Source organism: Mailhella sp. (assembly GCF_057866825.1).
Genome location: NZ_DBMAHT010000034.1, coordinates 1 through 19780 on the forward strand (window position 1 = coordinate 1; position 19780 = coordinate 19780).

Consider the following 19780-nt stretch of genomic DNA (forward strand, 5'->3'; position numbering starts at 1 on the left):
ATCTCTCTGGTAACGCGCTGCTTACGCTTCAGGGACTTGTATGCCTGCTCAAGGATAAGGAGGCACTGATTCAGCAGACCCAGGCGTTACTGGCCACCCCGAAAGAAGAAAACGTACTGGATGATCTGTTGCAGGGATTCCAGCAAGAAGCCCCCGTACTGAATCTACCGCCTGAGCATAGCTACATTCCATCCAGCCCACGCCTCGATAGTTTGGGCCTATGGTAAAAAAAGGACGCTTCTATGTCAGTCACGATGAAAGCCATGCCGCTTGTTGCCTCGATGCTGGGCAACAAGCTGGGTGTCAAGGTCGTTATCGGTTCTTCGGATACCGCCTGCACTAACGGCGATACTATATTCCTTCCACCTCTTCCTGTTGACGATGAAGGAGTTCTGTACCCTCTGGTGAGCGGCTTTATTGACCATGAGGCGGCTCATATCCGGCATACGGACCTTGGCATGTTGAAGGGAATGAGGCTCACCCCTGTCGAAAAATACCTCTGGAATGCCATAGAGGACTGGAGAGTGGAGCATGAAATCATCAAACGTTATCCGGGATGTCGAGAGCATTTTATCTGGCTCATACGGCATTTTTTCTTGAAGGATACGGCAGAAGAAAAGGCTGGGGAAAATGACTCCCCGGCCTTTTCTGTTCTGAACTATGTGCTCCTGACGCTGCGTTCCTGGGATGTGCCTGAGCTGGTTCGTAATTGCGAACTCGAAGCAAACATTATGCAAAAATACTGGCCCGGATTACGCTCCAGTATTGACGCGATCATGCGGGATATTCCGGCCCGATGCCGATCTACGCAGGATTCGCTGGATTTTGCCCAGAACATTCTCCGGCTGATCGAACAGGAAGCCCAGAAGGAACAAAAATCCACCGAAAGCCCAGTAGTATCCCCCTCGATAACTGCGCAGGATAACTCAGAACGAACCCAACAAGAACCCCAAAAAGGAGGTGCACAACAACCGCTTCAAGAACTTCTACAAGCAACAGAAGAAGAGCTGCCAACCTCTATGGGTAAGCAGCTCTCCGACATGATTTCCGGCCAATGCTCCCCCCAACAACGCAAGGGAATGAGCGTAGCCGTAGAAGGAAAGCTCACCACCAACGAACTTCCCGATGCACTTATCATGGAGGCCCAAACCATATCCAGAGCTTTACAGACGAAACTTCAGGGGCTTCTTCAATCTCAGGTATTGCGGCGTTCCAGTCCTTCACGGCATGGAAAACTCTCTACGCATGGTCTCTACCGAATTGCCGTTCATAATCCCAGACTGTTCCTGAAAAATGAATCAGTTACGGGAATAGATACCTCTGTCCACATTTTACTGGACATATCCGGTTCTATGACAAGCAGAATAGACCTTGCTTGCGCTGCTTGTTACTCCGTGGCGCTGGCTTTGGCTGCTATCCCGGGCATCTCCGTAGGCGTTTCTGCTTTCCCTGCCGATTATAAGGAAGATGTTGCGGCCACAGTTTACCCGTTATTGCGCCATGGTAAACGTATAACAAACTCATTCGCCGCAGAAGCTCATGGAAGCACACCCATGACTGAAGCCTTATGGTGGGTATTGGGGATGCTTTCGACACGACCAGAACATCGAAAAGTCGTATTGGTGGTGACGGATGGCTACCCGGACGATCCTGAGACTGCCAAAGAAACGATAGCCGCAGCGCTACGAATGGGAATGGACGTACTGGGTATCGGCATCGACGCCCCAGCCATCATCTCTATGATTCCTGGCTCCGAAACCATTGCCGACATCCGTGAACTGGCTCCGGCTATTTTCCGGATACTTCAACAAACTCTACTCTAAAAATGGAGGTTACCATGGCGTCATCCATCAAACCAACGACTTGGCTTGCAATAGGTATCCTTGTACTTCAGATCGCCATAAAAATTGTGAAAGATACAGAGGACGATGAATAAATGAAGGCCCCACGGAACTAAACTCCGGGGGCCTACATGCTCAATTTTTTTGAAATTACCCTGAAGAAAAGCAACTAGCATAACTAATTGAAATATATTTATTTTTTTGATTTTTTGCATGAGTTCCCGGAGAAAAATCGGGCGTAAAACAGGAGATAAATGCCCTACCAGACGGAGAAACGCGGAGTTTTCCACGTCTTTTTTCGGGGGATTTCAGGGCATAAAAACGCCCGAAAGCAGTACGCCTTCGGGCGAAACAGAGAATGAGACGGCTATCCAACGCGTTGATATTTTGTACCACGTCCAGCGCCGATGCTTTCAAGCTGGCCTTTTTCCACCAGGGACTTCAAAGTCGAGCCCGCTTTATCTTCATGGCAAGAAAGAGCCTGCTCCACATCGGTACGCTTGATTCGGGTTCTTCCGTCCGTAAAGAGCTCGAGTACCTTCTGCTCATCATTGGTCAAGTCGACGGTGGTAACATCTGCCCTTGTGACTTCGGCACCATCAGCACATGAAGACTCTGTCTCCACCTGAACGTCCAGAGCTTGCCACGTTTTGCCAAGAGGAAGCTGCCACGTCCGAGTCTGTCCTTCGAGGCCAGGTGCAGTTTTGCACTTCTCCCAGGTCATGCGGCAGATGGCGCCTTCTGATTCAAAGGCCCGCCGCAATGCTGGGCAATTATCTATCTCGGGTTCAAGGCCACTACGCCCTTCTATCTTCAAGATGTTCTGGCTTTTACTGGCGAGGTTGGATGAGCCTTTGAAGCTTGCTCCGTCCTTCGTGGCGTGGTGCACAATGATAACCGATGCTCCAAGTCGTTCCAAGCTGCGAATTACAGAAAATAAAGCATCTTCGTTTCCGCGAGCTGATGTCGGTGCTAGTGTGATAAGATTATCAAATATTACAACATCATACTGGTTTTTCTGGGCATAGTTGCATACCGTCTTGTCAAGCTTTCCATTGAGAAGGTTACAGTCATCAACGGCATAGGAGCGAGTTGGAATAAAGCTTATGCGGTCAAGATCATCGGCAAGCTCATACGCACTTGCCAACTGTTCGTACCGGTTAGCAAGCTCCTGTTCCGTGAGCTCACCGTCGACCACGAGCACACTCCTTTTGCTCCCATGATTCGGGATGCCAAACATCGATTTCCCGGAAGCGATAGCCAATGCAAAACTGGCGGCCATCAAACTCTTTCCTGAGTTCGATGGTCCCCAAAGAAGTGAAATCTGACCGACGTTGAAGATACGGGCAAGATCAGGTTCATAATTTTCTGTATTTCCCCGACTAAGCTCAGAAAATTTCTTTACTTGAGGGAGCTTTTCAGAGGCTATGACATCGACAGAAGAGCTCTCCACAGTGACCATGCCGATTTCTTCCAAGAACCCCTCGAACTGCTCTGGTGTCATAGCTTCTTCGTTCAGACGATATAAGAGTGCTGAAACGTCTTCTACCCGCTTCAAACTCGTAGCGTTACGATAAAGTTCCTGCTCCCATGCCTCACCACGGATACTTGAAAAATCAGTATCGACAAGCAGAGGCCAAGGATAAATAACGGCATCCGCATTGACAGCCCGAAGTTGTTTGACGACATCGCCAACAGCTTGAAGTCCGACTTTTGTATACTCTGGGAGCAGAACAACACGATGGTGCGCAAAAACCTTGACCTCAGCAGCCTCAACAGCTTTCGTTCCACCGACGATGCCTGAGACAACAGCTTCCTTGGGGGGAATTTTAGCTCTCCATACTTTCTGCCGTAACGCAAGCGCCGTGTGCAAGTCGAGAGGCAAAAAAATTATGGATTCCGGGTTATCATCAATCTCAACTGCGCCCAAGACAAAGTTCGGCGCATGGCTTTTCCCCAAAGTCAACGTGGGTATCAGCTCTCCCCACCTATTTTCAACAGCGGTTCGGCTCGCTAAGAGATGGAAAAAAGCACCGCTGTTTGCCCGAAACTCCATAACTGCATGAGACACGTAGCCCTGAAAATCGAGCTGATAATCAATGCGGTCTAAAAAGTAAACCTCTTCTCCGACAACGAGCTGGGAGGGGAGTTGGTTTATATCCGTTTTTACCCTATAATTACAATATGTTGAGATGTCTATTGAAAATGTATTGAACAGATTTTCTGGGCGAATGCCGAGAAGACGTCCGAGAACCAACGCCCTGACGACGCGAGGGCAATTCATCGTACTCGCCGCATCCTCAATGATAGATGAAGGGCGTCTTCCAGGAAAATTCCCAATCTGAATCAATACCTCCTCGCGCTCTTGATCTGAAAGTGAGGCAAAAAGATCTTCAACACAAGCTTCAAAGACCTTCTCTTTGAACGGTTCCGCTAAACAAGTCGGAAGTTTTGCTTTTGAAACACTCTTCATCAGATCAATAACAAGATGTGAAAGTTGAACAGTTTTTCCTGGCAATATTGAACGCAGGTTATAATTGTGCGAAAAAGTTGCATCTCGATACGCAGGATAACAAGTCATAGAAATCTCCAATGCAGGGGACTTCCCAAGGAGCCTGAACATCTCCAACTGAAAAGCCCCCTTTAGAGGGTCAGTCGGACGACGCAGACTCGACAGAAGAGTCGCCGTCAAGCCAGTCTTTGAGCCACGCAAGGAAGGAGTCGCGCTCGTAAATCACCTTACCGCGCGCAAAAGTACAGGGAGGACCCTGTTTCTGAGAAGCAAGATTGGCCAGCGTTCCGGGAGCGATGATGCCCGGTAAAAGCTGTGGGATGGCGCTGCGACCAAACGCAGCCGGGAGAGTCTTTGCGAAGGAGGAGATGATCGTAGAGGTGGACATAGCAGCTCCATTTTTCAAAATGATGGAGCAGGTGCAGAAAGAAAATTTTTCTGCTTTACCACCGCCCTGCCACTGGCGGAATGTAATGTCCACTGGAAAATGTGGGAGAACTATAATTATTTCAGTATGGTGCGGAGACAAAATTTCTGAGTAACTCGGAGATGTTCCAAGTCTCCGGGAGGGATCTTTTTTCCCTCATATTCAAGCCCGCCCTCTTCCTACGAGCCGATGAATCAAATGTAATCACTTTTATAAACTCGTCAATCCCCGAGTTGACGCAAACTCGCAGCTACAGTTCGAAAAGTTTTCATTGCTTTTCGTTGAGCTTCACCGTTCTGCTCTCGACCGTCGAAAAAATTTTTTTGAACCTGAGTCGCGAATACTCCTTTTCCTCCCTCTGTAACGAAGCAGGATCCAGTAAGCTTCTCCCTTTTTCGCCTGAAAATCATAACTCACCCTCACTCCATGTCCTCGGAAAATTAGGGAGACATTAGGGAGAAAATTCGCTGTTAAAAGAAAATGCCCTCACGATTTTTATCGTAAGGGCTTGATTTCTTTTGGCTCCCCGAGACGGACTTGAACCGCCAACCTAGTGATTAACAGTCACCCGCTCTGCCTATTGAGCTATCGGGGAACGAAGCAGCATTTGCTGCGAAAAATTACTTAGCGGATTACACCTGCACCGTCAAGCGTTTTCTTTCATCTTTCGTAAAAAAATTCGGAACTTCAGAAAACATTCGGAAAACGCCGCCGTGACATCCGGTTTTTAGCTGTGCAAAGACCGCGTCAAATATCGTTTCCGGAGGAATGCCGCCAGTCGTCATGTCGCCCTGCCGCTCTTCCGATTGAGGGATACGCTTCACACGGAAGCGGAATCGAAAAAACAGCATCATGCTCCGGCGTATGATATCGCATGGAATGAGGGATGCGCACGGACCGTCCGCACGCAAAACCACACGTTCACGCCGGGCCGCGTTCACAGATTTCCGTCTGAGGGATTCCCGACGGACCTCCCGTCGGAAAAAACAGAATCCTGTCTGCGGCATCGCTTCGCCGACTGAGGGACCGCTCCGGACCTCCCGGAGCGGAATCATTGAAGCGGATCGGGGCATGTCTTCTGCCGACATCCCTCCCGTAGTCGCTATTTCAACACGGCGCCGGTGTTGGCGCTGCTTACCAGACGAGCATAGCGGGCAAGCCAGCCGCTCTTGATGTTGGGTTCGCGGGGCACAAACGCCGCCTTTCTGCGGGCGAGCTCTTCTTCGCTCACGTTCACATTGATGCTGGCGTTGGGAATGTCGATGCTGATGATGTCGCCTTCCTGAATCAGGCCGATGGGACCGCCGTCCGCGGCTTCAGGAGAGACGTGGCCGATGGAAGCGCCGCGGCTCGCGCCGCTGAAGCGTCCGTCGGTGATGAGGGCCACGGTGGTGTCCAGCTTCATGCCGGCAAGGGCGCTGGTGGGATTGAGCATTTCGCGCATGCCCGGGCCGCCCTTGGGGCCTTCGTAGCGGATGACCACCACGTCGCCTTCATGAATTTTGCCGTTGTAGATGGCGTCGATGGCTTCGTCTTCGCTGTCGAACACGCGGGCGGGGCCGCTGTGCGTGAGCATTTCAGGAGCCACGGCGCTGCGCTTCACCACGCAGCCGTCGGGAGCGATATTGCCCCAGAGAATCTGAAGGCCGCCTGTGGGGCTGTAGGGATTGGAAAGAGGACGAACCGCGCCGGTATCCTTGATGACCGCGCCCTTGAGGTTCTCCGCAACGGTCTTGCCCGTGGCGGTGATGAGGCTGGTGTCGAGGAAGCCGCCCTTGGCGAGTTCGGCCTGCACGGCGGCAATGCCGCCCGCGGCGTACAGATCCTGCATGTGGGTGGGGCCGGCGGGCGCAAGGTGGCAGAGGTTCGGCACCTGCGCGCTCACTTCGTTGAACAGGGAAAGATCAAAGGCCACGCCGGCCTCGTGGGCAATGGCCAGCAGGTGCAGCACGGTGTTGGTGCTGCAGCCGAGCGCCATGTCGCAGGCAAGGGCATTGCGCAGAGACTTTTCGTTCACGATGTCGCGGGGCTTGATATCGCGCTTCAAAAGTTCCATCACGGCCATGCCGGCATGCTTGGCAAGCTGCATGCGGCGGGCGTGAACCGCAGGAATGGTGCCGTTGCCGGGCAGCGCAATGCCCACGGCTTCGCACAGGCAGTTCATGGAGTTGGCGGTGTACATGCCCGCGCAGCTGCCGCAGCCGGGGCACACGCCGGTTTCGCACTCTTCAAGCATGGCGTCGTCGATGAGGCCGATCTTGCGGGCGCCCACGGCTTCAAACATTTTGGAGAGACTCACTTCCTCGCCGTTGTACACGCCGGCCATCATGGGGCCGCCGCTGCACACCACGGAAGGAATGTTCAGACGCAGCGCGCCCATGAGCATGCCGGGCACGATCTTGTCGCAGTTGGGCACCAGCACCAGGGCGTCCAGCTGATGCGCCATGGCCATGGTCTCCACGCTGTCGGCAATGAGTTCACGGCTCGCCAGCGAATACTTCATGCCGATGTGGCCCATGGCGATGCCGTCGCACACGCCGATGGCCGGAATGAGAATGGGAGTGCCGCCGGCCATGCGCACGCCGGCCTTGACGGCCTCGGCGATCTTGTCCAGATGGGCGTGTCCGGGAACGATCTCGCTGTAGGCGCTGATGACGCCCACGAGCGGACGATCAAGTTCTTCCTTGGTGTAGCCCATGGCATAGAAAAGACTGCGGTTGGGCGCGCGTTCCACACCCTGCGTGACATTCGCACTGCGAAGCTTCATGAGATGCTCTCTCCTGTTCCCCTGAAAAAAAGACAGAAAATCGCCGGACAGAGGGGTCTGCCCGGCGATGTTTTCAAACCAGTGTTACTTCTTGAGCCAGCTCATCATCTGACGCAGTTCGGCGCCGACCTTTTCCAGCTGATGTTCGGATTCCAGACGACGGGTGGCAAGGAACTTGCCCTTGCGGCCGGCGGAGAATTCCTGCATGAACTCGGAAGCGAAGGTGCCGTCCTGGATTTCTCTCAGGATCTGCTTCATTTCCTTGCGGGTTTCGGCGGTGATGATGCGCTTGCCGGTGCGGTAGTCGCCGTATTCGGCGGTGTTGGAGATGGAGTAGCGCATGAAGCCGAAGCCGCCGTTGTTGATGAGGTCAACGATGAGCTTCATTTCGTGGATGGTTTCAAAGTACGCCATTTCAGGAGCGTAGCCGGCTTCCACGAGGGTTTCAAAACCGGCCTTCATGAGTTCGGTCACGCCGCCGCAGAGCACGGCCTGTTCGCCGAAGAGGTCGGTTTCGGTTTCTTCACGATAGGTGGTTTCCAGGATACCGGCGCGGCCGGCGCCGATGCCGGAAGCATAGGCCAGGGCGTAGTCCTTGGCGTGACCGCTGTAGTCCTGAGCAACGGCGATGAGGCTGGGCACGCCCTTGCCTTCCAGGTACTGGCTGCGCACGGTGTGGCCGGGGCCCTTGGGAGCGATCATGATGACGTCGATGTTGGAAGCGGGCTTCACGAAGCCGAAGTGGATGTTGAAGCCGTGGGCGAAGCACAGCACGTTGCCTTCCTTCATGTGGGGGGCGACCTGCTTGTTGTAGATGTCGGCGGCGACTTCGTCGGGCACGAGCATCATGACGATGTCGCCGGCTTCGGCGGCGGGTTCCACTTCCATGACCTTCAGACCAGCGGCTTCAGCCTTGGCCCAGCTGGAGCTGCCCTTGCGCAGACCGACGACAACGTTCACGCCGCTTTCATGCAGGTTCTGAGCATGAGCGTGACCCTGGCTGCCGTAGCCGATGATGGCGACAGTCTTGCCGTCGAGCATGCCGAGATTGCAGTCTGCGTCATAGTACTTCTTAATCATGATAACTTCTCCATTTCAATGACTATAATTCATTCTCAGCAGCAAAAGGTCAATCCTTGCTGCTTTTCCACCAATCACTCTGCGATCCTCTGGGCATGCCGATGATGCCGGAACGGCACATCTCGAGGATCTGATAGGGCGACATCACCTCAAGGAAGCCTTCGATCTTGGAAGGCTTTCCGGTGAGTTGTATTACCATGCTACTAGAGGTAAGGTCAATAATGCGCGCCCGGTAAACCTCAACGATATCCTTGATGGGCGAAATTGTGGCGGCGTCGAAGGCGATGCGCAGCATGATGGTCTCGCTCAGCAGGCTTTCGTTGGGCGGAAGCAGCGTAATGGACTTCACTTCCTCCATTTTGAGGGTCTGCTTCACGATCTGATCGAGAACGTGGGAGTCGCCTTCCGTCACGATGGTGATGATGGAAATGGCGGGATCACTGGTCTGCGCGGCCGTAACGCTGGTCATGTTGAAGCGGCGACGGGCAAAAAGGGAGGACACGCGTGCCATGACGTTGGCGTTGTTATCCACCACGATGGAAATCACATGTTTCGTCATATTGTCCCCCTTCTCTATTCCATGATGATGGAGTCGCAGGTGCAGCCGCCGGGAATCATGGGAAGCACCTTCTCATCCTTGTCGATGCAGCAGTGGATCCACACGGGGCCGTCGCTCGTGAGCGCTTCCGCCATGGCCTTTTCCAGATCGGCCATGGTTTCGCAGTGGAAGCCCTTGCCGCCGAAGCCTTCAATGACCTTCACGTAGTCGGTGCGGCGGTTGAGGTCGGTGCAGGAGTAGCGCTTGCCGTAGAAGCTCGTCTGCCACTGACGCACCATGCCGAGCACGTGGTTGTCGAGAATCACGGTGATGACGGGCAGATGGAAGCTCACCGCGGTGCAGGCCTCGTTCATGTTCATGTGGAAGGAGCCGTCGCCGGTGAAGTGGATCACGCGCTTTTCGGGGCAGGCGATCTTGGCGCCGATGGCCGCGCCGTAGCCGAAGCCCATGGTGCCGAGGCCGCCGCTCGTGAGGAAGTGGCGGGGCTTGACGTGATGCAGATACTGGGCCGCCCACATCTGATGCTGGCCCACGTCGGTGACGTAGATGGCGTCGAGACCGGCCATTTCATTGACCTTGCGGATGACCTGATGCGGCTTGAGCACGGTGTCGCTGTCTTCGGGGCGGTAGTCTTCCTGACGCCATTCGGCGATCTGGGTGAGCCATTCGTCGCGGCAGGTCTGATGCACCTTGGGCAGCAGCGCGCAGATGACATCCTTCACGTCGCCGACGAGACTGACGTCCACGTTGACATTCTTGTTCACTTCACTGGGATCGATGTCGATCTGAATGAGCTTGGCGCGGCGGCCGAACGCATCGGGAGCGAGGGCCACGCGGTCGCTGAAGCGGGTGCCCACGGCCACCATGACGTCGGCATAGTCGAGGGCGAAGTTGCTGGTGCGGCAGCCGTGCATGCCCACCATGCCGAGATTGAGCGGATCGTCGCTGTCGATGACGCCCGCGCCCATGAGGGTGTAGGCGCCGGGCATGCAGGTCTTCTTCATGAGGGCGGCAAGTTCCGCGCTCGCGCCGGAGGAGATGACGCCGCCGCCGTAGTAGATGGCCGGACGCTGGGCGTTGTTGATGATTTCCGCCGCCTTGTCGATGGCGTCCATGTTGATCTTCGTGGTGTAGCTGTCGCGCACGGGAGCCGCGGGCACGAATTCGGCCACGGCCGAGGTCATGTCCTTGGGAATGTCCACCAGCACCGGGCCCTTGCGGCCGGTCTGGGCGATGCGGAAGGCCTCGCGCAGAATGTCGGCCAGATCTTCCACTCTGTCCACAACGAAGTTGTGCTTGGTGATGGGCATGGTGATGCCAGCAATGTACACTTCCTGGAAGCTGTCCTGTCCGATGAGGGGCGTAGGAACGTTGCCCGTGATGGCGACCATGGGCACGCTGTCCATGTAGGCGGTGGCGATGCCGGTAACAAGGTTGGTCGCGCCGGGGCCGCTCGTTACCAGGACAACGCCGGTGCGGCCGGTAGCACGGGCGTAGCCATCGGCCGCATGCGCGGCGCCCTGTTCATGGGCGGTAATGATATGACGGATACGATCCTGGTATTTATACAGTGCGTCGTACAGATTCAACACAGCGCCGCCGGGGTAGCCGAACAGCGTATCCACGCCCTGCTCCACCAGCACTTCACAAAAAATTTCCGAACCGGTCAGTTTCATATTCTTCATCCTTATGGGCTGAAACCATGCTGATCCGCACGAAGCGGACCTCCCCCAGTCGCACGATCCGCCTTTTGGGGCGGCATTTCTGCCTGCGCCCCGCCGCGGGCCCTTGCGGTCCGTCTCTCGGGGGTACAGGCATAAATCGTAGAATAATACTGGACTGCTTCTTCTTGTCTTGTCAAGTGAGGAACGCCAAAATAACCCGTCGAAAAAGCAAACTATTTTTTTCACATTTTCGGAAACCGACCGTAACAACACAAAAAGCGCCCCATCGGACTCCCCGACACCGTTCCTTCTCCACCCTCTGATACATATTAGAACCGCATATTTCCGCATCGTAACATAACCGTACCGTTGCCGACACCGTGCGGAAAAGAAAAAACACGGCGCAGCGCACGGTTATGTTGCAGGCGAGCGAGGCCGTCCGACTCACGGTCTGCGAGTTCCGGGCACGTTCGCGCCTCGCGTGGAACATACCGCGCAGAGGACACGTTCCACTCCAAAAGGAAGTTCCGGCGTCTTGCTGCAACGCCCTGCACAACACGGCCCTCCATTAAAATAAGCCCGGGCACTGCACAAAACTGTCTCCCGTGCCGCCCGCTGCGGGGGCCTGGTTCCAGGAGCCCACTGCCTCAGCGTTCCCATGCAGCAAGCACCCGGAACGCTCGCCGCCCGCAGAGACAAGCTCGTTCGAGACTCACGTTCCCCTGTTCCCTCAATATTCCTCAACTCCGCAATGCTCCGCAGCGCGCCGCCGCTTTTCCTCAAAATACGCCGCGCTTTCTGAAACATGTCTTTTTTTCCACGAAGCTCGACAAGCATCGAATATTGGAGCACACTCAAAAACAACCACGTTTCCTGAATAATTTCTTTTCTTTTTCTGCTCCGCAGTCGCCGGACGCCTCATTCCGGCAGAAAACAGGGCGGCGTTTCCGCCAGGGAGCTTTTCATGCGTCAGAACATCTATTCCGGGCTCGACCGGCTGCCCCGGGGACTGGCGTCCGACCGCGTCACGCCGGGCTGTCTCGTGCTGGAAGGCGGCGCGCTGCGCGGAACCTACAGCGTGGGCGTGATGGACGCCCTCATGGAAGCCGACGTCAACTTTGCCTGCACCATCGGCGTTTCCGCCGGAGCGCTCAACGGCATCAGCTACGTTTCCGGTCAGATAGGACGTTCCGCGCGCAGTCCGCTGCGCTACCGGCACGATCCCCGCTATTTCGGACTCGGCGCCTTTCTGCGCAACCGCACGCCCTTCGGCTTCGACTTCATGTTCGGGGAGCTTTCCCGCACGCTGGACCCGCTGGACATGACGCGCTTCTTCCGGCCGGAACGCCGTTTCGTGGCCGTGGCCACCAACTGCCTCACCGGCCAACCGGAATATTTCGAAAAGGGCCGCTGCCCCGACATCATGCTGGCGACGCGCGCCTCCTCCACCATGCCTTACATCTCGCAGATGGTGCGCATGAACGGCACGCCCTATCTCGACGGCGGCTGCTCGTGCAAAATTCCCTTCCGCTGGGCGCTGGAGAACGACTTTCGCGCCGTGGTCATCGTGAAGACCAATCCCGACGACTATCGCCGCGACCCCGAGGCCGGGCGCAACCTGGCCCGGCTGTTCTACGGGCCGAAATGGCAGGCCCTCTCCGACGCTCTGGCCCGAAGCAACGCCGACTACAACGAACTGTGCGACGAAATAGAAAAACTCCGGAAGGAAGACCGCGTGTTCGTGATAAGCCCGTCGCGTTCCATGCACATAGGCCGCATGGAAAAGGATCTGGAAAAGCTCGGCGAATGGTACTGGCTGGGCTACCGCGACGCGCAGGCGCTCATGCCCGACCTCAGGGCGTATCTGGCCCGGAAGAACGGCAAAGCGGACGGCACGGACGAAGAGCGGATTGCAGAAAGCGCCGCGTCTTCCGAAGCGCCCGCGTAAGAACGCCCACGGCAAAGACGCAAAAAGCTCCCGACGGATCGGGAGCTTTCCTTTTTAATGATGCATGACGGACGGCGTTCAGGCCGCCGGACATGCCGCGCTACTTCGCCACGGAGGCAAAGGCATCCAGGCCGAAGCGGGGACGTTCCGGCGTTTCTCCGGCGTTCAGCTTGTCGCGCAGCTCAATAAGCGCCTTGCGGAGCTGTTCCGGGCAGGACGTCACCTTCGAGGTGGGGCAGATGGGCATGTCGGCAAAACGGTCGATCACTTCGTCGATGGACATGCCGCGGATCAGCCGGCCTATGCCGTTCAGATTGCCGGGGCAGCCGCCCTTGAACTCGAAGTTGTTGATGGTCCGGCTTTTTTCATCCACGTCTATCATGAACATCTTGGAGCAGACGCGCTCCGGCGTGAAAACAAACTGCATGAGTTTTCCTCCTTAATTGGAAAACAGTGTATTACGAAAAACTCTCGCCTCTGGCAAGCAGCGAGCGCCGCCGTACGCCCCGAAGGCTCTTATTTTCCGGGCACCGCCGTGCGCTCTGGAGGCACTTGCTCCCCGCACGCCGCCCTGCTCCCACGGAAATTTTCCTTTCCCGAGCAGCGTCGGACGTTTTCCCCAGGGCACTCCTTCCCGGGGACCGGACGCCCTTTATTTTCTCGAAAACGGCCCTCTCTCTCCCCGAAGCCGTGCAAGAAAGCCTTTTTCCTTCCCGGAGCCTGCGCTCCCTGCACGCCCCGGCATCTCACAACGCCTGTCGCCGCAGATCAGCGCGCAACGCGGCCTCGACGCCGGGGCTTCTTCCGCAGGCAGGCGTCGTCGGCAGGGGCTTTTCCGGCGCGCATGGTTGACGCCGCGCCATTTTGTCCTATCTTGAACGTGCCGCGCATGACGCCTTCCGCATTCCGCCCCCGGACGTCCGGAAGAAACGGCATCGCGCCGGACGCCGCCGCGCCCGCATCAACGCGCATCCGCGCTCTCAGGAAGGTCATCATGAAGAAAAGAAAAATAGTCCCCATCACCGTTCTCTCCGGCTACCTCGGCGCGGGCAAGACCACGCTGCTCAATCACGTGCTTTCCAATCAGGAAGGCTACAAGGTCGCCGTCATCGTCAACGACATCGGCGAAGTCAACATCGACGCAAGCCTCATCGCCAAGGGCGGCAGCGTGGAAATGGACGACAGCCTCGTGCCGCTCTCCAACGGCTGCATCTGCTGCTCCCTCAAGGTCGATCTGCTTCAGCAGGTGCTCAATCTCATCGAATCCGGCCGATTCGACTACATTCTCATCGAAGCGAGCGGCATCTGCGAACCGCTGCCCATCGCGCAGACCCTCTGCCTCGGCGACGAATCCCTGCCCAAGATATGCCGTCTCGACGGCATCGTCACCGTGGTGGACGCCCGCCGCATGGTGGACGAATTCCTCGGCGGTCAGCGCCTCGTGGAAGAAGACATCGACGAAGAGGACGTGGCCAGCCTCGTCATTCAGCAGATAGAGTTCTGCACCACCATCGTGCTCAACAAGGTGGAAGGCCTCACCGAAGATCAGCTCGGCCTGCTCAGAACCGTGATCCACAAGCTCCAGCCCGAAGCGAACATCATTGAAACCAACTACGGCAAGGTGGACGTCAAGGACATTCTCGACACGGGCCGCTTCGACTTCGACCGCGCCTGCTCCTCCATCGGCTGGGTGCAGGCCCTGGAAGCCGACGCCCCCGAAGAGGACGAAGACCACGACGATGATGACCACGATCATCATCACGATCACGAGCACAAGCATCATCATGATGATGACGACCACGACGATCACAAGCACCATCACCACCACGATGACGACGAGCACGACCATCATCATGACCACGATCATGACGAGGACGAACATCATCACGGCCATCATCACCATCATCATCACGGCGATCATGAACACGGAGAGGAATACGGCATTTCCACCTTCGTGTATTTCCGCCGTCCGCCCTTCGATCAGAAAAAGTTCGAGGACTTCGTCAACGACGCCTGGCCTGCCAGCGTGATCCGCTGCAAGGGCCTCATCTGGTTCCGCGACGAGCCCGACACCGCCTATCTGTACGAGCAGGCCGGCCGCCAGATGACCGCCTCGCCCTACGGCGAATGGGTGGCCGCCGCGCCTGCCAAGCGTCAGGCCGCCGAACGCCGCGTGGACAAGCAGCTCGACGCCGAATGGGACGACACCTACGGCGACCGCATGCAGAAGCTCGTCTTCATCGGTCAGCACATGGACAAGGCCGCCATCTGCGCCGCCCTGGACGCCTGCCTCGAAAAATAGCGTCCTTTCCGTTTACGTCACGGCGGGCAGCGCCGCTCTTTTGCTCCCTTTGCGCGAAAGAGCGGCCTGCCCGTTTTCCTTTTCCCGAAGATCGGGCGCTCTCGCAGCGCTTCGCGCACAACTTCTGCGGCGCGCCGTCAACGCCCGTCACCTCTACCCGCGCCAGTCGCGGTCACTGTTTTCATCATGCGCAGAAACATCGTTCCCATCACGCTTCTTACCGGCTATCTCGGCGCGGGCAAGACCACGCTGCTCAATCACGTGCTTTCCAATCAGGAAGGCTACAAGGTCGCCGTCATCGTCAACGACATCGGCGAAGTCAACATCGACGCCGCGCTCATCGAAAAAGGCGGCAACGTGGAGATGGAAAGCAGTCTCATTCCCCTTTCCAACGGCTGCATCTGCTGCACCCTCAAGGACGATCTCATGCAGCAGATTCTCGATCTCATCGCCACCTGCCGCTTCGACTACATTCTCATTGAAGCGAGCGGCATCTGCGAACCCATGCCCATCGCCCAAGCCATCACGCTGGGCGACGAAGTCATGCCCACGGTGTGCCGCCTCGACGGCATCGTCACCGTGGTGGACGCCATGCGCATGGCCGACGAATTCCTGAACGGCGAAAAGCTCCTCGGCGACAACGACGAGGACGATGTGGAAAGTCTGCTCATCCAGCAGATAGAATTCTGCACCACCATCGTGCTCAACAAGGTCGATGAAGTTTCCGCCGAGCAGCTCGCCACGCTCAAGGCCGTGATCCGTCAGCTTCAGCCCGAGGCGCGCATCATCGAGACCAACTACGGCAAGGTGGCCGTCAAGGACATTCTCGACACGCATGCCTTCAACTTCGCCAAGGCGGGAAAATCCGCCGGATGGATTCAGAGCCTCCAGAAGTTCGACGCCGACAAGGCCGCGCACGACGAACACGATCATCACGAACACCACGCCCACGAGCATCACGAACACGCCGAAGGTCATTCCCACACCGAGGAATACGGCATTTCCACCTTCGTGTACTTCCGGCGCGCGCCCTTCAATCAGGACAAGTTCAGCGACTTCGTGGAAGCGTCCTGGCCGCAGTCGGTCATCCGCTGCAAGGGCCTTTTGTGGTTCAAAAAGAATCCCTCCATGTCGTACATGTTCGAGCAGGCAGGCAAGCAGACCGTGGCCACGCCCTTCGGCCGCTGGATGGCCTCCGCACCGGCCGAACAGCGCAAACAGGCGCGCAGGGCCAATCCCGAACTCGACCGCAACTGGGATGAACGCTACGGCGACCGCATGATCAAGCTGGTGTTCATCGGCAGACACATGGACGAGCAGGCCATCTGCGCGGCGCTGGACGCCTGTCTGGACGAAGACAGGTCCTGACGGGATCTTCCATAATTCCCGGCGCGTTCCTCTTTTATCTCCATGACAGTTGTGCTAATCTGAACTTCATACCGGGGCAGCGGCGTTTTTCAAGGGTATTCCTGCCCTGTCCCCACGGCACTGGAGCTGCTTATGCTGAATGGTTACGACGTGATTGGCGATATACACGGATGCGCGGACAGACTGGAAGCCCTGCTCTCCCGCCTCGGCTATGAAAAAAACGGCGGCGTGTGGAGACATCCCGACCGCATGGTCGTCTTTCTCGGCGACTACATCGACCGGGGACCGCAGATTCTGGAAACGCTGACCATCGTCCGCAACATGCGCGAGGCCGGTTCCGCGGAGTGCCTCATGGGCAATCATGAATTCAACGCCGTGTGCTGGAGCACGCCCGATCCCGACAAGCCGGGCGAGTTCATCCGCAGTCACAACGAGGCGCACACGGCCCAGCACGCCGCCACGCTGGATCAGCTTGCCGGATGCTATCAGCCCTGGATTCAGTGGATGCGCACTCTGCCGCTGTGGCTGGAACTCGGCGATCTCGGCGGCGACGGCAGTCGCCTGCACATGGTTCACGCCTGCTGGTCTCCGACGGCCATGCGCACGCTGCTCAACAACGAATGCGGAGGCGAAAGCCTGGTGACCGGCCGCAAGGACGCGCCCCGTCTCACCGAAACGGGATACGTGCGCGCCGGAGGCGACAAGGGAAGCTGCGAATACGAGGCGCTGGAAGTGCTGCTCAAGGGTCCGGAGATTCCTCTGCCGGACGGCGTCTTCTTTGATGACAAGGACGGACACCCTCGCCGCCGCATCCGCGTGAAATGGTGGCTCGGCATGGGCCGCACCTGCCGCGAGATGGCCCTCATGGGCCGCGACGACATTGCCTCCCTTCCCGAAGACGCCGTGCCGGATCCCGGATGCTGGGAGGCCATCGACGTGGAATATCCCACCTTTTTCGGGCACTACTGGCGCAGCCCCGGCGAGGATATCCGCCTCTACTCGCCCTCAGTGGCATGCCTCGACTTCAGCGCCGTACACGGCGGCCCGCTTGTGGCCTATCGCTGGAACCGCGGCGACACCGCCCTGCGGGACGACCGCTTCGTGTGGGTCGGCAAGGGGGCGGACGCCACCTCCCGCTCGCAGCGCATCTTCTTTCCCTGATGCCGCGCAGATTGCCGGGTGAAACGCGCTTTTCACCTTGAGCCGCCTCAACCATCGACAAAAAGCTCCCGCGTCTGCGGGAGCTTTTTTCATGCGCAAGAAGCGCCGCCCTCATGAAACGAAGGCGGCGCTTCTCGGCAAAGAAGATGGAGAGAACCAGGCGGGGTTGCCGGAAAGGGGACCTGTTCCCTTCCGGCAAACGTTCTTCTCCTGCAGGAAGAACTCCCCGCCCGTTCTGACGGCTCTCCGGCAAAACCATGCCGGAAGGCGAGAGACCGTCCGGCCTCTCAAAACATGCTGCGGCCGCGCGATGCACAAAGGGCCTCTGCCGCGCCTGTCCCCGGCGTCCGCACGCCTGCTCGAAGGGGAAAAGCCCGCGCCTTCGTCTTCTTCCGAAAACTTCGGCGCGGACACGCCGGACGGGCGGCCCGGCGCTGAAAGGACATGCGTTCAACGCCGTCTGCCGGGCTCATCGCCGCGCGCAGTCCCCTGCACCGCCCCGTTCTTCCGAACGCCGGCCAAGAATGCTAAAAACGCAGATCGCGCTCTCCCTGCTCCAGACGCTTCAGATACTGCGCCGTCTGATTTCTGCGAGGCTCCCGGCTGATGCGGGAAAGCTCGTCGGCTATCATGTTCTCGCCGAGCGCGCGCAGCTCGTTGTCGGCGTAGTCCAGCAGATATTCCTTGAATGTCAGCATGGCGTTGGGCTGGCAGCAGTTGCTTATTTCGCCGCTCTTGGCCAGCGGCATGAAGCGGTCACCGGTGCGGCCGGAACGATAGCAGGCCGTGCAGAAGCTCGGCAGATAGCCGTCGCGAACCAGCCCCTTGAGCACGTCTTCGGGCTTGCGCTCGTCGGCAAGATGAAACTGCGGAGCTTCGCCGGGAACAACGCGCTGCGGATGGGCATAGCCGCCCACGCCCACGCAGGAGCCCGCGCTCATCTGCGACATGCCGATGTCGAGCAGCTCGCGGCGAAATTCCGCGGACTCTCTGGTGGTGAGAATCATGCCGGTGTAGGGCACGGCCAGACGCGTCACCGCAATGAGATGCTTGAAGTCGTCGTCGCTCACCAGCCTGTAGGCGAAATAATCCACGCCTTCGGCGGGCAGCAGTCTCGGGAACGAAATGGTGTGCGGCCCCACGCCGGCCACCGCCTCAAGATGCTCGGCGTGCATGAGCAGGCCCATCACCTCGTAACGCCAGTCGTACAGGCCGAAGAGCACGCCTATGCCCACGTCGTCCAGGCCGCCTTCCAGCATGCCGCGGTCCATGGCCTCGGTGTGCCACTCGTAATTGGCCTTGGGGCCGCCCATGTGCATGAATTCGTAGGTGGGCTTGTGGTAGGTTTCCTGAAAAAGAATGTAGGTGCCCAGTCCGGCATCCTTGAGTCTGCGGTAGTTTTCCGCCGTGGTGGCGGCAATGTCCACGTTCACGCGGCGGATGGAGCCGTTGCGAAGCTTCGTGGCATAGATGGTGTGCATGCACTCAAGCACGTAGTCCAGAGGGCAGTTGCGGTCGTCTTCGCCCGCCTCAAGAAGCAGACGCTTGTGACCGAGCGCCTCCAGCGCCAGCACTTCCTCGCGCAGCTCCTCCTGCGAAAGCTTGCGCCGCACGGTCTTGTTGCTTGCGTGAAAGCCGCAGTAGCGGCAGTTGTTCACGCAGTAGTCCGAAAGGTACAGCGGCGCGAACATCACGATGCGGCGGCCGTAAATGTGTTCCTTGATTTCGCGGGCCAGCGCGTAGATGCTCTTCAGTGTGTCCTCGTCTTCCACAAACAGAAGCGCGGCCGCCTCGCGATGCGTGAGCCCGCGGTATTCCCGGGCCTTGTTCAGAATGCGGGTCACTTCGGCCCGGTCGGAAGAAAGCTTTTTCCCCTCTTCCAGAGACTCCAGAATTTCGGCGTGGTCGATGAACTCGTTGGAGTCCAGCGAGCGGACATTGTACATGCAGATTCCCCGGCGGATCATCCGCCCCGGCGCTCGGCCGGTCATGGCAGCAGGTGCCGTTCAGACAGGGCGCAGCAATAAAAAAAGCGCCCACCCGTAAGGAAAGGCGCCCGACAATCGCAGCTTCCCGCCGACGGCGGAAGACAAGACGGGGACAGCACAGACCTTTCTGATCGGAAAGCAGAACGCCATCCTCTCAGTCGGG

The 19780-nt window shown here is 57.6% G+C and carries 14 protein-coding genes, 1 tRNA gene and 1 pseudogene; 6 read left to right on the forward strand and 10 right to left on the reverse strand.

Annotated elements, in window-relative coordinates; all coding sequences use genetic code 11:
• A pseudogene (locus ACZM96_RS05115) lies at positions 1-227 on the forward strand (DUF3150 domain-containing protein); the annotation flags it as partial.
• Between the two features lie 15 nt (positions 228-242).
• Positions 243-1823: a VWA domain-containing protein gene (locus ACZM96_RS05120; RefSeq protein WP_489487770.1), complete on the forward strand. Its 1581-nt coding sequence runs from the start codon at positions 243-245 to the stop codon at positions 1821-1823.
• Positions 1824-2208: 385 nt separating this feature from the next.
• On the opposite strand, the gene ACZM96_RS05125 is transcribed toward ACZM96_RS05120, so the two are convergent.
• The 8 genes from ACZM96_RS05125 to ilvB all read right to left on the reverse strand — a co-directional run bounded on the left by ACZM96_RS05125 (position 2209) and on the right by ilvB (position 10862).
• Positions 2209-4422, reverse strand: coding sequence for an AAA family ATPase (locus ACZM96_RS05125; RefSeq protein ID WP_489487771.1), 2214 nt, complete (start codon positions 4420-4422; stop codon positions 2209-2211).
• A 70-nt stretch (positions 4423-4492) separates the two neighbouring features.
• Entirely contained in the window at positions 4493-4741 is a 249-nt protein-coding gene (locus ACZM96_RS05130; RefSeq protein ID WP_489487772.1) for a hypothetical protein, read from the reverse strand.
• 558 nt (positions 4742-5299) lie between these two features.
• Positions 5300-5375 (reverse strand) — tRNA-Asn (locus ACZM96_RS05135).
• A 37-nt stretch (positions 5376-5412) separates the two neighbouring features.
• Positions 5413-5634, reverse strand: coding sequence for a hypothetical protein (locus ACZM96_RS05140; RefSeq protein WP_489487773.1), 222 nt, complete (start codon positions 5632-5634; stop codon positions 5413-5415).
• 248 nt (positions 5635-5882) lie between these two features.
• On the reverse strand, positions 5883-7547 hold the full coding sequence (gene ilvD / locus ACZM96_RS05145; RefSeq protein WP_489487774.1) for a dihydroxy-acid dehydratase: 1665 nt from the start codon (positions 7545-7547) through the stop codon (positions 5883-5885).
• An 84-nt stretch (positions 7548-7631) separates the two neighbouring features.
• Positions 7632-8624 carry a ketol-acid reductoisomerase gene (ilvC, locus tag ACZM96_RS05150; protein WP_489487783.1) on the reverse strand — a complete coding sequence of 331 codons (993 nt, stop codon included), beginning with the start codon at positions 8622-8624 and terminating at the stop codon, positions 7632-7634.
• Between the two features lie 52 nt (positions 8625-8676).
• Positions 8677-9186, reverse strand: a complete 510-nt coding sequence (ilvN, locus tag ACZM96_RS05155; RefSeq protein ID WP_489487775.1) for an acetolactate synthase small subunit — start codon at positions 9184-9186, stop codon at positions 8677-8679.
• 14 nt (positions 9187-9200) lie between these two features.
• Positions 9201-10862: a biosynthetic-type acetolactate synthase large subunit gene (gene ilvB / locus ACZM96_RS05160; RefSeq protein WP_489487776.1), complete on the reverse strand. Its 1662-nt coding sequence runs from the start codon at positions 10860-10862 to the stop codon at positions 9201-9203.
• Positions 10863-11814: 952 nt separating this feature from the next.
• Between ilvB and ACZM96_RS05165 the strand changes: the two genes are divergently transcribed.
• The gene (locus tag ACZM96_RS05165) at positions 11815-12798 is read left to right on the forward strand and encodes a patatin-like phospholipase family protein (protein WP_489487777.1); all 984 of its coding nucleotides are present in this window, start codon (positions 11815-11817) and stop codon (positions 12796-12798) included.
• A gap of 100 nt (positions 12799-12898) precedes the next feature.
• Here ACZM96_RS05165 and ACZM96_RS05170 read toward each other — a convergent pair whose 3' ends face one another.
• Positions 12899-13225: a TIGR03905 family TSCPD domain-containing protein gene (locus tag ACZM96_RS05170; RefSeq protein ID WP_489487778.1), complete on the reverse strand. Its 327-nt coding sequence runs from the start codon at positions 13223-13225 to the stop codon at positions 12899-12901.
• Between the two features lie 567 nt (positions 13226-13792).
• Between ACZM96_RS05170 and ACZM96_RS05175 the strand changes: the two genes are divergently transcribed.
• The 3 genes from ACZM96_RS05175 (at position 13793) to ACZM96_RS05185 (ending at position 17629) form a co-directional block, all read left to right on the forward strand.
• A complete protein-coding gene (locus ACZM96_RS05175) occupies positions 13793-15100 on the forward strand; it encodes a GTP-binding protein (RefSeq protein WP_489487779.1) in 1308 nt (435 codons plus the stop codon).
• Between the two features lie 186 nt (positions 15101-15286).
• Positions 15287-16468 (forward strand): GTP-binding protein, encoded by a 1182-nt coding sequence (locus tag ACZM96_RS05180; protein WP_489487780.1) that lies wholly within the window; start codon positions 15287-15289, stop codon positions 16466-16468.
• 132 nt (positions 16469-16600) lie between these two features.
• On the forward strand, positions 16601-17629 hold the full coding sequence (locus ACZM96_RS05185; RefSeq protein ID WP_489487781.1) for a metallophosphoesterase: 1029 nt from the start codon (positions 16601-16603) through the stop codon (positions 17627-17629).
• Between the two features lie 527 nt (positions 17630-18156).
• On the opposite strand, the gene hydG is transcribed toward ACZM96_RS05185, so the two are convergent.
• Positions 18157-19575 (reverse strand): [FeFe] hydrogenase H-cluster radical SAM maturase HydG, encoded by a 1419-nt coding sequence (gene hydG, locus ACZM96_RS05190; RefSeq protein ID WP_489487782.1) that lies wholly within the window; start codon positions 19573-19575, stop codon positions 18157-18159.
• Between the last annotated feature and the right edge of the window lie 205 nt (positions 19576-19780).

Excerpts from the sequence above, each read along its gene's own strand:
- hydG (WP_489487782.1), bottom strand. The coding sequence starts at position 19,575 with ATGTACAATGTCCGCTCGCTGGACTCCAACGAGTTCATCGACCACGCC.
- ACZM96_RS05185 (WP_489487781.1), top strand. The coding sequence starts at position 16,601 with ATGCTGAATGGTTACGACGTGATTGGCGATATACACGGATGCGCGGAC.
- ilvN (WP_489487775.1), bottom strand. The coding sequence starts at position 9,186 with ATGACGAAACATGTGATTTCCATCGTGGTGGATAACAACGCCAACGTC.
- ACZM96_RS05140 (WP_489487773.1), bottom strand. The coding sequence starts at position 5,634 with ATGATGCTGTTTTTTCGATTCCGCTTCCGTGTGAAGCGTATCCCTCAA.
- ACZM96_RS05170 (WP_489487778.1), bottom strand. The coding sequence starts at position 13,225 with ATGCAGTTTGTTTTCACGCCGGAGCGCGTCTGCTCCAAGATGTTCATG.
- ACZM96_RS05130 (WP_489487772.1), bottom strand. The coding sequence starts at position 4,741 with ATGTCCACCTCTACGATCATCTCCTCCTTCGCAAAGACTCTCCCGGCT.
- ACZM96_RS05120 (WP_489487770.1), top strand. The coding sequence starts at position 243 with ATGTCAGTCACGATGAAAGCCATGCCGCTTGTTGCCTCGATGCTGGGC.
- ACZM96_RS05175 (WP_489487779.1), top strand. The coding sequence starts at position 13,793 with ATGAAGAAAAGAAAAATAGTCCCCATCACCGTTCTCTCCGGCTACCTC.
- ACZM96_RS05180 (WP_489487780.1), top strand. The coding sequence starts at position 15,287 with ATGCGCAGAAACATCGTTCCCATCACGCTTCTTACCGGCTATCTCGGC.
- ACZM96_RS05165 (WP_489487777.1), top strand. The coding sequence starts at position 11,815 with ATGCGTCAGAACATCTATTCCGGGCTCGACCGGCTGCCCCGGGGACTG.
- ilvB (WP_489487776.1), bottom strand. The coding sequence starts at position 10,862 with ATGAAACTGACCGGTTCGGAAATTTTTTGTGAAGTGCTGGTGGAGCAG.
- ilvD (WP_489487774.1), bottom strand. The coding sequence starts at position 7,547 with ATGAAGCTTCGCAGTGCGAATGTCACGCAGGGTGTGGAACGCGCGCCC.
- ACZM96_RS05125 (WP_489487771.1), bottom strand. The coding sequence starts at position 4,422 with ATGACTTGTTATCCTGCGTATCGAGATGCAACTTTTTCGCACAATTAT.